Origin of the sequence: Streptomyces sp. NPDC018947, assembly GCF_044390505.1 — a bacterium.
Taxonomy (GTDB): Bacteria; Actinomycetota; Actinomycetes; order Streptomycetales; family Streptomycetaceae; genus Streptomyces.
The window spans coordinates 550,312-563,700 of the sequence record NZ_JBIRZD010000001.1 but is presented as its reverse complement, the minus strand read 5'-3'; the positions used below and the strand labels follow the sequence as shown (position 1 = coordinate 563,700).

Sequence of the window (13,389 nt, the reverse complement as noted above, 5' to 3'; positions counted from 1 at the left end):
CCTCCGACGCTAGGCGCGTGCGGTGATGTCGGCAATGTCGTCTAACCTGCATTTACCGACATGCCGCCAGGGGGGATCGTGAACACCGTGCGACGACTGATCGTCATCGTCCTCTTCGAGGGCGTCGACCTGCTGGACGTCACCGGGCCGCCGGAGGTCTTCTCCCTCGCCCGGCGCGAGACGGAGGAGGCGGCGGGCTACGAGGTCCTGCTGGCCGCCGAGACCGTGGACCCGGTCACCACCGCCGCCGGCGTCCGCGTCCTGCCCGACGTCACCTTCGCCGGGCTGTCCGGGCGGCGCGTCGACACCCTGATCGTGCCCGGCGCGGTCGAGGTGGACGACCGGCGCCGGGTGCACGCGATCGTCGACGCCGCCGTGGTGGAGCGGGTGGGGCAACTCGCTGCCCAGGCCCGGCGGGTGGCGTCCGTCTGTGTCGGCGCGCACGTGCTGGCGGCCGCCGGGCTCCTCGACGGCAAGCGGGCCACCACCCACTGGTCGACCGCGCGGCAGCTCGCCGACGACCATCCGGAGGTCGAGGTCGACGCCGACCCGATCTTCATCCGCGAGGGCGACGTGTGGACCGGCGCGGGCATCAGCTCCTGCCTCGACCTCTCCCTCGCCCTCGTCGCCGACGACCTCGGCGAGGCGGTGGCCCTGCGCGTCGCCCGCCAGCTCGTGATGTACCTGAAACGGCCGGGCGGGCAGAGCCAGTTCAGCGTCCCCCTGGAGCAGGTCTCCACCACCCGGCGGGTGGAGGAGCTGCGCCACCACATCCTGCGCCACATCGCCGAGCCGCTCACCGTCGCCGACCTGGCCGCCCGCCTCCACGTCAGCGACCGGCAGCTCACCCGGATCTTCAAGACGGAACTCGGCACGACCCCGCACGCCTACGTCGAGTCGGCCCGGGTCGAAGTGGCCCGGCACCGGCTCGAATCCAGCGACGCCACGCTCGAACGCATCGCCTCGGCCTGCGGGTTCGGCACCGTCGACACCCTGGTCCGGGCCTTCCGTCGCAGGCTCGACACGACCCCGACCGAGTACCGGCGCCGGTTCAGGACCGCGGCGGCGCCGGACACGGCCCCCGTCAGCCCCTCCGGACGCGGAGCACCCCTCGTGCCGGGAGGGTGACGGCGAGCAGGACGAGACCGACGGTCGCCGCGGCGAACGAGCCGTAGACGAGCGGCGGCACGTGCGGGGCCTCGCCGGTCAGACCCCGCATCATCGGGATCAGCGTGGCCGCGGCGATCGCCGAGCCCAGGACGACGCCGGCCACCCCCACCAGCAGGCCCTCCCAGCGCAGCATGCCCTTCCCCTGGCGCGCGGTGGCGCGCCGACGAGGCGCAGCATGCCCAGCTCGCGGCGGCGGTCGAGGACCGTCATCACCAGGGTGTTGACGGCGGCGACGGCGGCGAAACCGCCCAGCACCGCGGCCATCATGTAGTTGGCTGCCCCCGCCCGCTCCTCCGCCGTCCGCCGCCTACCGCCGCGCAGCCTCATGTCCGTCCTCTCCCGGTCCGTTCCTCGCCGAGGCCTCGAACCTACGGAGCCGGGCCCGCCCCGGACCATGGCGGCTGCTGGCGGATGCGGGGTGGGGACAACCCCAGGCCGGGGGTGTGGAAAAGCGAAGGCGGCGGCCCCGGGGATCGGGGGGCCGCCGCCTTCGGACCGTGGGGGCCGGGGGTCAGTACCAGCCGTTGGACTGCCAGAAGCTCCAGGCGTCGCAGGCGCTGCCGTAGCGGTCCTTCATGTAGTCCAGGCCCCACTTGATCTGGGTGGCCGGGTTGGTCTTCCAGTCGGAGCCCGCGGAGGCCATCTTGGAGCCGGGCAGGGCCTGGACCAGGCCGTAGGCGCCGCTGGAGGCGTTGGTGGCGTTGACGTTCCAGCCGCTCTCGTGGTCGACGATCCTCGAGAAGCACTGGTACTCGGCCGAATCGCCGATCATCTTCTGCGCGGTCGCCTGCGCCGAGGAGGCCGGCGTCGCGGCCTGGGCGGGGCCGGCGGCGATCAGCGAGCCGCAGGCGGCCGCGGCCAGCGCGGCGCCCGCGAGGGCCTTCTTCGGGGTGGCGACGGTGCGGAGGAGGGAGGCGGCGGTCAACGGGGTGCCTTTCTTCGGGGACAGAGGCGTCGGCGCGAGCCGGCCGCGTGGCGCGGCGGCGGCATGCGTCGGCGCCGTGGCCCGTGAGGGCGCCGGCGCCTGGCGACCGCTCCAGAGAAACAGGCGGCGACGGCGTCCGCAATCACCCCTTTTACTAGTGGTGGTCGCATCCGAGGAGAAGGTCACGTGTGTGACCTGGGTCGCAAAGCCCAGGTCAGAGGGGGTGGCGTGGCGGGCACCCCGGCGCCCGGTGGCTACTACCGCGCCTAGGGGAGGACCAACGGCCTGTGGGGTGCTTCACCTCGGCGGCGTGTCGAACGTGACCGGCGTCTCGAAGGCCGCCCTGCGGGTGGCGCGGCGCAGCGCCTTCAGCACCGGTGCGCCGAGCGCGAGGGTGAGCACGACCGTCATCGCGGCCCGGCCCGAGTCCCAGCCGAGGGACGTGGCCAGGCAGTAGGCGGCGAAGCGGGCCAGGTTGTCGGGGACCGACGCGTGCGGGTCGAAGGCGATGTTCGAGGCGAGCGTGTTCATGAAGGTCCAGCCCGCGAGGTTCATCACCGTGCCGTAGGCGAACGCGGCCAGGAACCCGTACGCGGCGAGCAGCAGCAGCTCCCCGCGCCCGCGCAGCCGGTCGGGGAACGGCAGCAGGCCCGCGCCCATCGTGAACCAGCCCATCGACAGCATCTGGAACGGCATCCACGGTCCCACCCCGCCCGTGAGCAGCGCGGACGCGAACATCGTGACCGAGCCGAGGACGAAGCCGAAGCCGGGCCCGAGGACCCGGCCGCTGAGCACCATCAGGAAGAACATCGGCTCCAGACCGGCCGTCCCCGCGCCGATGGGGCGCAGCGCGGCGCCCGCCGCCGCCAGGACGCCGAGCATCGCCACGGCCTTGGGGCCGAGCCCCGACTCCGAGATGGTCGCCGCGACCACGGCGACCATCAGCACCAGCACGCCCGCGAACAGCCACGGCGCGTCCTGCGCGTGGGCGTTCACCGAGGCGTCCGGCGGGGCGAGGAAGGGCCAGCCGAAGCCGGCCACCCCCACCGCGCTGACCAGCACCAGCGCGGCGACCGAGCGGGGGCCGAGCCGTACGGCACGGGCCTGGCGCTGGGGGGCGCGGGCGGCGGGGGCGGTGGGGTGCGGGGTTCCGGGCGCCGTGACGGCGGACTTCCGGGTGTCGGGGGTCGTGGGGCCGGTGGGGGGCCGGCCGGTGCCGGGGGTCGTGGGTCCGGCGCCGGGTTGCCGGGCGCCCGGGGCCTCGGGCCGCCCGGTGGCCGGGTTCACGGCGGTCATGACAGTGCCTCCCGTACCTGGGCCACCGTGAGCCACTTCTGCGGCGCCAGGACCTTCGAGACCTGCGGCGCGAACGACGGGGAGGCCACCACCACGTCCGCCGCCGGACCGTCGGCGATCACCTCGCCCTCGGCGAGCAGGACGACCCGGTCGGCCAGCTCGGCGGCCAGCTCCACGTCGTGCGTGGCCAGCACGATCGCGTGGCCGTCGGCGGACAGGTCGCGCAGGATGCCCGCCAGGCGGGCCTTCGCCGCGTAGTCCAGGCCGCGGGTCGGCTCGTCCAGGAGCAGCAGCGGCGGGCGGGCCGTCAGCACGACCGCCAGGGCGAGCGTCAGCCGCTGCCCCTCCGACAGGTCGCGCGGGTGCGTGTCGTCGGTGACACCGGGCAGCAGCTCCGTCAGCAGGGCGCGGCAGGTCCCGTCGGCCGCGTCCGCGTCCCGGTCCGCCGCCCGGTACTCGGCGGCCACCGTGTCGGCGTACAGCAGGTCGCGCGGCTCCTGCGGGACCAGGCCGACGCGGCGCACCAGCTCGCGCGGGGCCGTGCGGTGCGGCACGGCGTCGCCGACGCGGACCGAACCGGCGGACGGTTCGACGAGACCGACCAGCGCCGACAGCAGCGTGGACTTCCCGGCGCCGTTGCGGCCCATCAGGGCGACCGTCTCACCCGGGGAGACGGTCAGACCGACGTCGCGCAGCGCCTCGACCCTGCCGCGCCGGATGGCGAGGGAACGGACCTCGGCGGCGTACGGGGAGGGCGCGTCCGTGGCCCTGCGGCGGCGGCGCAGGCGCGAGGCGGGCGCGGGCCGGGGCGCCGGGAGCGCGGCACCCGAGGGGACGCGCCGAGGGGGCCGCCGGTCCGCCAGCCGCTCCCGCAGCGGGGCCGCGCGGCGGCGGGCGTCCCGGACCGTCAGCGGCAGCGGGGACCAGCCCGCCAGCCGGCCCAGGTCCACCACCGGCGGGAACACCGGGGACACGGCCATCACCTCCGCCGGGTGGCCGATGACCGGCGCCTCGCCCGGGGCCGGGAGCAGGACGACCTGGTCGGCGTACTGGATGACGCGCTCCAGACGGTGCTCGGCCATCAGGACCGTCGTGCCCAGGTCGTGGACCAGGCGCTGAAGCACCGCCAGGACCTCTTCCGCGGCGGCGGGGTCCAGGGCGGAGGTCGGCTCGTCCAGGACCAGCACCCGGGGGTGCGGGGTGAGGACCGAGCCGATGGCGACCCGCTGGCGCTGGCCGCCGGAGAGCGTGGCGAGGGTGCGGGCGCGCAGGTCGGACAGGCCCAGCAGATCGAGGGTCTCCTCGACGCGGCGGCGCATCACGTCCGGAGCCAGGCCCAGCGACTCCATGCCGTAGGCGAGTTCCTCCTCGACGGTGTCCGTCACGAAGTGGGACAGGGGATCCTGCCCGACCGTGCCGACGACGTCGGCGAGTTCGCGCGGCTTGTGGGTGCGGGTGTCGCGGCCGGCCACGGTGACCCGGCCGCTCAGGGTGCCGCCGGTGAAGTGCGGGACGAGGCCGCCTACCGCGCCGAGCACGGTCGACTTGCCGACGCCCGACGGGCCCGCGAGCAGCACGAGTTCACCCTCGGGGACCTCGAGGTCGACGCCCCGGACGGTGGGTCCGGCCGCTTTGTCGTAGGTGACCGATACGTCCTCGAAGCGGATCACGACGGCTCCTTCGGGGCGGGGTCCAGGGCGGGTTCGCGGGTGCGGGCGGGGCCCGGATCGGGGGCCGGGGTGACGAAGGCGGGCAGCAGGCCGAGGAGTACGGCCGCCGCCGGCCAGAGCGGGAGCGAGGGCGCGACCAGCGGGACCACGCCCGGATGCAGTGCCGCCGGGTCGCGCGCCGCGGCCAGGGCCGTCAGCGCCGCGACCGCGACGCCGGAGGCGGTGACCAGCCAGGCGCGGGCGTCCCAGCGGTCGGGGCGGTAACGGGTGCGCGGGGTCCGGCGGCCGCCCAGCCACAACCCGGCGAGCGCGGCGGCGAGTCCGGCGAGCAGGACGGGGACTCCGTACGTGCCGCCCGCGGCGGTCAGTACGCCGTACGTCCCCGCGCAGACGCCGAGCAGCCCGCCCAGGGTGAGGGCGGCGGTGGTACGGCGTACGGGGGCGGGGACCTGGGCGGTACGGCCGTAGCCGCGGGCGTCCATCGCGGCGGCCAGGGCGACCGAGCGCTCCAGTGCTCCCTCCAGGACCGGGAGTCCGACCTGGAGCATGCCCCGTACGCCCTTGTCGGGGCGGCCCCTCAGGCGCCGGGCGGCGCGCAGGCGCTGGACGTCGGCGATGAGGTTCGGGGCGAAGGTGAGGGCGACGACCACGGCGACGCCCGTCTCGTACAGGGCGCCGGGGAGGGACTTGAGGAGGCGGGAGGGGTTGGCGAGGGCGTTCGCGGCGCCGACGCAGATGAGGAGGGCGGCCAGTTTCATCGCGTCGTACAGCGCGAAGGTGAGGCCCTCGGCGGTGACCCGGCCGCCCAGGCGGATGCCCTGCGCCCAGCCGGGGAGGGGGACTTCGGGGAGGGTGACGAGGGTGTGGGTGCCGGGGACGGGGGAGCCGAGGAGGGTGGTGAACAGCAGGCGGATCGCCAGGACCGCGAGGGCCAGTTTGACGAAGGCGCCGTAGGAGCGGGACCAGGAGGCGTGGGGGCGGCGGGTGGTGACGACGTACGCGGAGACGGCGACGAGGAGGGCGAGGAGGAGGGGGTTGGTGGTGCGGGTGGCGGCGGTGCCGAGGGCCAGCGCCCACAGCCACCAGGCGCCGGGGTGGAGCTGTGCGGCGCGATGGCGGGGGGAGGGGGCGACGGGCGCCGCTCGACGGGTGGCCGTGCGCTGGTGGCGGCCCGGGGAGGGGACGCTCGCCGGCGCGGGCAAGGCGCCTCCCCCGGAGTGGGTGCCCCCAGCGTCCACCCGTGCCGCCCCGGCGGCACGACTGCCCGCAGGCCGGGCGGGCCGGGTGGGCCGGGTCGGGTCAGGGGTTGGCATTTCTGCGCCGCCTCGACTGCCAGGCTGCCGCCGCCGCCAGGGCCGCGACGATCGCCACGCCCGTGACGAGGCCGGCCGACGGGCCGCCGTCGTCCTTCCCCGCGGCGGACTTCCGCTGCGGGGAGGACGCGCCGGCCCCCTCGTCCCGCGGCGCCACCTGCTCTCCGCAGCCCGTCTTCGGGTAGCCCGCGATGGCGCACAGCAGCGCGCTGGTGTCGTAGCGGAGCGGCTTCGCCACGGCTGCCAGGGCGTCGGCCGTCGTCGCGTCGGGGGAGACGCGGGCGCAGGCCGTGCGGCCGGCCGGCGGGGCCTCGCCGGACGGGGCGTCGGCCGCCGTGCCGAAGTCCAGGACGAGCGCCACCCGCTTGGTGCCCTCCTTCGCGGGCGTCCCCGCGCAGATCGCCGCGAACTCCGCCGTGCCGCGCGGCCGGGCCGCGTCGCCCGAGTCCTCGCTCACCGAGAAGCGGAAGCCCTGGACGTCGCCGTCGGAGGGGCGGGCCATGGAGGGGCCCTGGGTGGCGTACGTCCAGTGGTCGCCGTCGCGGTCCCAGAAGGACCAGTAGCGGTAGCCGGCGGCCTGCGCCGGGCCCGCGCCCGCGATCAGCACGAGCGCGGCCAGCAGCAGAGGGGCGAGGCGGCGTGTCACGGCTGCCGCTTCCGGTTGCGTCCGCTGAGCAGGAAGCCGATGCCGATGCCGAAGACCAGGCAGACGCCGACGAACCACCAGACGCCGAAGCCGGAGTCGTCCTTCTTCTCCTGCGCCTTCTTCCCGTCCTTCTCGGCCCGGTCGCTCACCCGGGCGCCCTTCGGGGCCGGTCCCGTGGCGTTGAGCTGCTCCACCAGGTCGGTGCCGCCGAAGGCGCGGGGGTCGGTGCCCGTGGCGTGCGCGGCGAGGACGAGCTGGGCGTAGGCGGCGGGCCCGCTCTGCTTCGCCCAGGCGGCGGCGTTCTTCTCCAGCCAGGCCAGCGGCTTCGCGGCGCTCTCGGCCCCGCCCTGCGCCGCGAGCGCCACGACGGCGTCGGCGGTGTTGCCGTAGTCGGGCTGCGGGTCGGCGCCGGCGAGGACGGACGTCAGGTGGCCGTCCTCGGCGACGGCCCGCGCGAGATGGGCGGCACCGTTCGCGGCGGCCTGCTCGCGGGTGGGCTTGTCCGCGCCGGCGCAGGTGGCTCCGCCGCCCGCCGCCTTGCCGGGCCCGGCGACCAGGCCCTTGCCGAGCGCGCCGAGGACACCGGCCGCGGTCGCGTCGTCGTTGGCGGCGAGCTTGCCGTCCTTGCCGGGCTGGTAGGCGAAGGCGCCGCCGCCCTCGCCCTCGCCGCAGGGCAGGGCGAACGTCAGCAGGGCGTCGTAGGGCGACTTGCCGTCCTTCGTGACCTGCTCCGGCTCCGTGCCGGTGGCGGTCAGGGCGCCGATGACGACGGAGGTGGAGTTGGCGTCGCTGGGGCTGCCGGGGGTGTAGCCCCAGCCACCGTCCTTGTTCTGCACGGACTTCAGCCAGGCCAGGGCGTCCTCGACGACGTCACCGCGTCCGCCGAGGGCCGACAGCGCCTGCACGGCGGCGGCCGTGCTGTTGGTGTCGACCATGGTCTTGGCGTCGCAGGGCTTGGCGGTGTCGGCCCGGTAGGGCGCGAAGGCGCCGTCGGCGCACTGCTGCCCGGTGAGCCAGTCCACGGCCGCGGTGGACGGGACCACACCCACCGTGTGCTGCGCGAGCAGGGCGAGCGACTGGCGCCAGACACCGTCGTACTGGGGGTCGGTGGTGCCGTACAGCCCGGCGGGCAGGGCGGCGGAGGCGGAGGGCGACGGGCCGGCGGCGACCGCGGGCGCGGCGGCGGCGCCGAGCACGGCTATGGCGGCCAGGGCCGCGGCGCTGCGACTGCGGACGTTCATGATCGGTGGGTGCCTTTCCCTGTGCGGGCCGGGCAGCAGGGGGCACCCCCGGCGGCTCGGCCCCGTATGCCTCGACGGTGCCCGTGCACGGCGGGCGCCGGGCACGTGAGCCGGTCACGTCCGCCCGGGGCATTCCGGCTCACCGCCCACGACGGGACGGCTCACGGTTGCGGGTCAGCGCCGGAATTGCACCGGCTTCCCCCCGTACGGGTGTGATGACGACGCGGCCACTTTACCGGGCCGTAGGAGACGGGCCGAGGGGCGGTCGCCGGGCGGTCGCGGGCGGTGCGGAGGCCGGCCGGGGGCGGTACGAGGGCCGGTGCGGCGGATTCTTTGTCAGGACACGGACACGCTGGAGTACCGTCCCGGCATGGCCCCGGGGAAGCTGCTCGGTGCGGGACGCACCGCCGACGTGTACGAGATCGACGAGGCGTGGGTGCTGCGCCGCGACCGGGAGGGCGTCGGGGACGCCGCCGCCGAGGGCGCGGTGATGGAGCACGTGCGCGCCCACGGCTACCCGGCACCCCGGGTGCGGCCCGGCGGGCCGGGGGCGCCCCGCACCGACCTGGTGATGGAGCGGCTGTCCGGGCCGACGATGCTGCGGGCCTGCCTGGCGGGCACCCTGGCGCCCAGGGAGGCGGGCACCGTCCTCGCCGGGCTGCTGCGGCGGCTGCACGAGGTCCCCGCCCACCGCTCCACCGCCCCGGGCGCGCGCGTGCTGCACCTCGACCTGCACCCGGACAACGTGATCCTCGCGCCCGGCGGTCCCCGGGTCATCGACTGGTCCAACGCCGAGGAGGGCGAACCCGGGCTGGACTGGGGCATGTCCGCGGTGATCCTCGCCCAGGTCGCCGCCGACGACGGGCCGATGGCCGTCCCCGCCGGGGACATGCTGGCCGCGCTGCTGGCCGACCCGTCGGACCTCACCCAGGACGGCCTCGCCGAGGCGCGGCGGCGGCGCGCGGCCAACCCCACCATGAGCGAGCGGGAACGGGAGGTCCTGCCCGCCGCCGAGGCCCTGATCCGGACCCACCTGGCCTGAACGGGCCCGGCCGCGGGCCCCGTTCACCGGTCCGGCGCGGTGTCGCCGTCCTGCGCCCCCGCCGGTTCCAGCAGGCGGCACGCCGTGTCGATGTCGCCCTTCACCTGGGCGATCGAGGCGCGGCCCGACAGCCAGGTGATCAGGGCGGAGTGCCAGGTGTGCTCGATGACGCGGACCGCGGAGAGCTGCCGAGGGGTCGGATCGTCCGGGCCGCCCATCGCCTCCAGGATGATCGCCGTGGTCTGGCGGGAGACCTGGTCGACCTCCGGGGAGACGCTGCGGTCGGCGAAGGTGAGGGCGCGGGCCATCGCCTCGGCGAGCTGGGGCTCGCGCTGGAGGGCGCGGAAGGCGCGCATCAGGGTCTGTGCCACCCGCTCCGCCGGGCTCTCGCCCGTCGGCGGCTGCTTGCGGAGCGTCGCGTGCAGGCTCTCCAACTGGTCCTGCATCGTCGCCACGAGCAGATGCACCTTGGACGGGAAGTAGCGGTACAGCGTGCCGAGCGCCACCTGCGAGGACTCCGCGACCTCCCGCATCTGCACCGCGTCGAACCCGCCCCGGCCGGCCAGCCGCGCGCTCGCCTGGAGGATGCGGCGCCTGCGGGCCTCCTGGCGTTCCGTCAGGGGCGGGGCGGAGGCGGGGCGGCGCACGGGCCCGGCCTGCGGTCCCGCACCCGGCTTGTCCGTCCTGGTCACCCTCTCCCTCTCGCCCTGCCCGGCGGGTGTCCCGTCGTGGCGTGAATCACCTGATCCACTCGTCACAGCGTCCCTACCTGCCGGTAGATTCGGAGCCTGACGATCAAGTCTGAAACTTGTTCTAGATTATCGTCCCGGCGTAGTCTCGCGGGACAAAGCAGGGAGAGAGGGGCCCAGAGTGACCGCTGAGGCCAGTCAGGCGGGTCCCCGTCAGGAACCCGCCGCCGACGGCTTGCGACCGCTCCGCATCGCACTCCTCACCTACAAGGGAAACCCGTTCTGCGGCGGCCAGGGCGTCTACGTCCGCCACCTCTCACGCGAACTGGCCCGCCTCGGCCACCGCGTCGAGGTCATCGGCGCCCAGCCCTACCCCGTACTGGACGAGGGCCTGGAGGACCGGCTCTCCCTCACCGAGCTGCCCAGCCTCGACCTCTACCGCCAGCCGGACCCCTTCCGCACCCCGAAGCGCGACGAGTACCGCGACTGGATCGACGCCCTGGAAGTCGCCACCATGTGGACCGGCGGCTTCCCCGAACCGCTGACCTTCTCGCTGCGCGCCCGCCGCCATCTGCGCGCCCGCCGCGGCGAGTTCGACGTCGTCCACGACAACCAGACCCTCGGGTACGGCCTCCTCGGCGACGTCGGCGCGCCCCTGGTCACCACCATCCACCACCCCATCACCGTGGACCGGCAGTTGGAGCTGGACGCCGCCGAAAGCCGGGCGCGCCGCTACTCGGTGCGCCGCTGGTACGCGTTCACCCGGATGCAGAAGCGCGTCGCGCGCCGCCTGCCCAGCGTGCTCACCGTCTCCGGCACCTCCCGCCAGGAGATCGTCGACCACCTCGGCGTGCGCGGCGACCGCGTCCACGTCGTCCACATCGGCGCCGACACCGACCTGTTCTCCCCCGACCCCTCGGTGCCGCAGGTGCCCGGCCGGATCGTGACCACCTCCAGCGCGGACGTGCCGCTCAAGGGCCTGGTCTTCCTCGTCGAGGCCCTCGCCAAGGTGCGCACCGAGCAGCCCGACGCCCACCTCGTCGTCGTCGGCAAGCGGCCCGCCGAGGGGCCCGTCGCCCAGGCGATCGAGCGGTACGGCCTCGAAGGCGCCGTCGAGTTCGTCAAGGGCATCTCGGACGCCGAACTGGTCGACCTGGTCCGCTCGGCGCAGATCGCCTGCGTGCCGTCCCTGTACGAGGGCTTCTCGCTGCCCGCCGCCGAGGCCATGGCGACCGGCACGGCACTGCTCGCCACCACCGGCGGTGCCGTACCGGAGGTCGCGGGCCGTGACGGGGAGACCTGCCTCGCCGTGCCGCCCGGCGACGCGGGCGCGCTGGCCGCCGGGCTGACCCGGCTGCTCGGCGACCCGGAGCTGCGGGCCCGCCTCGGCGCGGCCGGACGCGAGCGCGTCCTCGCCCACTTCACCTGGGCGCGCGCCGCCGAGGGCACCGCCGCCCGCTACCGCGAGGCCGTCGCCCGCTCCGCGGCCCGCCCCGCGGCCCCCGCGCCGGCCGCGGCACCGACCCCGACCCCGACCAGTGACACCCGCGTCTACCCCGAAAGCAGGGCCACGTGCTGACCGTCGACTTCTCCCGGTTCCCGCTCGCCCCGGGCGACCGCGTCCTGGACCTCGGCTGCGGCGCGGGCCGGCACGCCTTCGAGTGCTACCGGCGCGGCGCCCGGGTCGTCGCGCTGGACCGCAACGGCGAGGAGATCCGCGAGGTCGCCAAGTGGTTCGCCGCGATGAAGGAGGCCGGTGAGGCACCCGCCGGCGCCACCGCCACCGCCATGGAGGGCGACGCGCTGGCCCTGCCCTTCCCGGACGAGTCCTTCGACGTCGTCATCATCTCCGAGGTGATGGAGCACATCCCCGACGACAAGGGCGTCCTCGCCGAGATGACCCGCGTCCTCAAGCCCGGCGGCCGCATCGCCGTCACCGTGCCCCGCTACGGCCCCGAGAAGGTCTGCTGGACGCTGTCCGACGCCTACCACGAGGTCGAGGGCGGTCACATCCGCATCTACAAGGCCGACGAACTCCTCGCCCGCATCCGCGAGGCGGGCCTGAAGCCCTACGGCACCCACCACGCCCACGCCCTGCACTCCCCGTACTGGTGGCTGAAGTGCGCCTTCGGCGTCGACAACGACAAGGCGCTGCCCGTGCGGGCATACCACAAGCTGCTGGTCTGGGACATCATGAAGAAGCCCCTGGCGACCAGGGTGGCCGAGCAGGCGCTCAACCCGCTGATCGGCAAGAGCTTCGTGGCCTACGCGACCAAGCCGCACCTGCCGCCCGTGGACGCCGCGTGACCGCCTCCCGTTCCCCCCGCACCGAGCACCTGGTCCTGCCCGGCGTCCTCACCGCCGACGAGGCCGCCGCCACCGTCCGCGGCATCCTCGCCGTCCAGCGCGAGGACGGTGCCATCCCCTGGTTCCGCGGCCACCACCTCGACCCCTGGGACCACGTCGAGGCCGCCATGGCCCTGGACGCGGCCGGCGAGCACGACGCCGCCGAGCGGGCGTACACCTGGCTGGCCCGGCACCAGAACCGGGACGGCTCCTGGTACGCCGCCTACGCCGACGGCGACTTCGCCGACGTCACCGACCGCGGCCGCGAGACCAACTTCGTCGCCTACGTCTGTGTCGGCGTCTGGCACCACTACCTCGCCACCGGCGACGACACGTTCCTGGACCGGATGTGGCCGGTCGTCGTCGCCGCGATCGAGTTCGTCCTGCTCCTCCAGCAGCCCGGCGGGCAGATCGGCTGGCGGCGCGAGGACGACGGCACCGGCACCGAGGACGCGCTGCTGACCGGCAGCTCCTCCGTGCACCACGCGCTGCGCTGTGCCCTCGCCATCGCCGAGCAGCGCGAAGAGCCGCAGCCCGACTGGGAGTTGGCGGTGGGCGCGCTGCGGCACGCCATCCGGCGCCACCCCGAGCGGTTCCTCGACAAGGGCCGCTACTCGATGGACTGGTACTACCCGGTGCTGGGCGGCGCGCTGACCGGCACCGAGGCCCGCTCCCGCATCGAGGAGAGCTGGGACCGCTTCGTCGTCCCCGGCCTCGGCGTGCGCTGCGTCGTCCCCAACCCGTGGGTGACCGGCGGCGAATCGGCCGAACTCGCCCTCGCGCTGTGGGCGGTGGGCGAGTCCGACCGCGCGCTGGAGATCCTCCAGTCCGTGCAGCACCTGCGGGACCCCGGCAGCGGCCTGTACTGGACGGGGTACGTCTTCGACGACGACGCGATCTGGCCGCGCGAACTGACCACCTGGACCGCCGGTTCGCTGCTGCTCGCCGTCGCCGCGCTCGGCGGCCACGAGGCCACCTGCCAGGTCTTCTCCGGCGACCGGCTGCCCCGGGGCCTCGACCCGGACTGCTGCGTCTGACACCCCCCGCCCCA

The 13,389-nt window shown here is 75.2% G+C and carries 12 protein-coding genes, 1 pseudogene and 1 riboswitch; of the genes and pseudogenes, 5 read left to right on the top strand and 8 right to left on the bottom strand.

Features of this window, described 5'->3' with window-relative positions; translation table 11 throughout:
* Positions 1-78: 78 nt before the first annotated feature.
* Positions 79-1,128 carry a GlxA family transcriptional regulator gene (locus ACH499_RS02570; protein ID WP_399013385.1) on the top strand — a complete coding sequence of 350 codons (1,050 nt, stop codon included), beginning with the start codon at positions 79-81 and terminating at the stop codon, positions 1,126-1,128.
* On the opposite strand, the pseudogene ACH499_RS02565 reads toward ACH499_RS02570, so the two are convergent.
* From ACH499_RS02565 to ACH499_RS02535, 7 genes and pseudogenes are all read right to left on the bottom strand, one after another.
* A pseudogene (locus ACH499_RS02565) lies at positions 1,085-1,446 on the bottom strand (FtsX-like permease family protein); the annotation flags it as partial. The gene ACH499_RS02570 and the pseudogene ACH499_RS02565 sit on opposite strands and share 44 nt — an antisense overlap.
* A 235-nt stretch (positions 1,447-1,681) precedes the next feature.
* Entirely contained in the window at positions 1,682-2,095 is a 414-nt protein-coding gene (locus tag ACH499_RS02560) for a transglycosylase SLT domain-containing protein (RefSeq protein ID WP_399013383.1), read from the bottom strand.
* Between the two features lie 297 nt (positions 2,096-2,392).
* Positions 2,393-3,391 (bottom strand): ECF transporter S component, encoded by a 999-nt coding sequence (locus tag ACH499_RS02555; RefSeq protein ID WP_399013381.1) that lies wholly within the window; start codon positions 3,389-3,391, stop codon positions 2,393-2,395.
* Complete coding sequence (locus tag ACH499_RS02550) at positions 3,388-5,061, bottom strand: ABC transporter ATP-binding protein (protein WP_399013379.1); 1,674 nt, start codon at positions 5,059-5,061, stop codon at positions 3,388-3,390. The genes ACH499_RS02555 and ACH499_RS02550 overlap by 4 nt, the downstream gene beginning before the upstream one ends.
* On the bottom strand, positions 5,058-6,263 hold the full coding sequence (locus ACH499_RS02545) for an energy-coupling factor transporter transmembrane component T (protein ID WP_399013378.1): 1,206 nt from the start codon (positions 6,261-6,263) through the stop codon (positions 5,058-5,060). The genes ACH499_RS02550 and ACH499_RS02545 overlap by 4 nt, the downstream gene beginning before the upstream one ends.
* Before the next feature lie 97 nt (positions 6,264-6,360).
* Positions 6,361-7,020 carry an SCO2322 family protein gene (locus ACH499_RS02540; RefSeq protein WP_399013376.1) on the bottom strand — a complete coding sequence of 220 codons (660 nt, stop codon included), beginning with the start codon at positions 7,018-7,020 and terminating at the stop codon, positions 6,361-6,363.
* Positions 7,017-8,261 (bottom strand): prenyltransferase/squalene oxidase repeat-containing protein, encoded by a 1,245-nt coding sequence (locus tag ACH499_RS02535; RefSeq protein ID WP_356197163.1) that lies wholly within the window; start codon positions 8,259-8,261, stop codon positions 7,017-7,019. The genes ACH499_RS02540 and ACH499_RS02535 overlap by 4 nt, the downstream gene beginning before the upstream one ends.
* A gap of 127 nt (positions 8,262-8,388) precedes the next feature.
* Positions 8,389-8,463: riboswitch (cobalamin riboswitch) on the bottom strand.
* 168 nt (positions 8,464-8,631) lie between these two features.
* On the opposite strand from ACH499_RS02535, the gene ACH499_RS02530 reads away from it, so the two are divergent.
* Positions 8,632-9,303 carry a phosphotransferase gene (locus ACH499_RS02530; RefSeq protein WP_399013374.1) on the top strand — a complete coding sequence of 224 codons (672 nt, stop codon included), beginning with the start codon at positions 8,632-8,634 and terminating at the stop codon, positions 9,301-9,303.
* A 23-nt stretch (positions 9,304-9,326) separates the two neighbouring features.
* Here ACH499_RS02530 and ACH499_RS02525 read toward each other — a convergent pair whose 3' ends face one another.
* The gene (locus tag ACH499_RS02525; RefSeq protein ID WP_399013372.1) at positions 9,327-9,995 is read right to left on the bottom strand and encodes a TetR family transcriptional regulator; all 669 of its coding nucleotides are present in this window, start codon (positions 9,993-9,995) and stop codon (positions 9,327-9,329) included.
* Between the two features lie 178 nt (positions 9,996-10,173).
* Between ACH499_RS02525 and ACH499_RS02520 the strand changes: the two genes are divergently transcribed.
* The 3 genes from ACH499_RS02520 to ACH499_RS02510 are packed head-to-tail and all read left to right on the top strand — an operon-like array spanning position 10,174 to position 13,375.
* Positions 10,174-11,571 carry a glycosyltransferase family 4 protein gene (locus ACH499_RS02520; protein WP_399013370.1) on the top strand — a complete coding sequence of 466 codons (1,398 nt, stop codon included), beginning with the start codon at positions 10,174-10,176 and terminating at the stop codon, positions 11,569-11,571.
* Positions 11,565-12,299 (top strand): class I SAM-dependent methyltransferase, encoded by a 735-nt coding sequence (locus tag ACH499_RS02515; RefSeq protein WP_356197170.1) that lies wholly within the window; start codon positions 11,565-11,567, stop codon positions 12,297-12,299. Before ACH499_RS02520 ends, ACH499_RS02515 begins: the two co-directional genes overlap by 7 nt.
* Complete coding sequence (locus tag ACH499_RS02510; protein ID WP_356197173.1) at positions 12,296-13,375, top strand: prenyltransferase/squalene oxidase repeat-containing protein; 1,080 nt, start codon at positions 12,296-12,298, stop codon at positions 13,373-13,375. The genes ACH499_RS02515 and ACH499_RS02510 overlap by 4 nt, the downstream gene beginning before the upstream one ends.
* The last annotated feature ends 14 nt before the right edge of the window (positions 13,376-13,389 follow it).

Excerpts from the sequence above, each read along its gene's own strand:
- ACH499_RS02555 (WP_399013381.1), bottom strand. The coding sequence starts at position 3,391 with ATGACCGCCGTGAACCCGGCCACCGGGCGGCCCGAGGCCCCGGGCGCC.
- ACH499_RS02535 (WP_356197163.1), bottom strand. The coding sequence starts at position 8,261 with ATGAACGTCCGCAGTCGCAGCGCCGCGGCCCTGGCCGCCATAGCCGTG.
- ACH499_RS02530 (WP_399013374.1), top strand. The coding sequence starts at position 8,632 with ATGGCCCCGGGGAAGCTGCTCGGTGCGGGACGCACCGCCGACGTGTAC.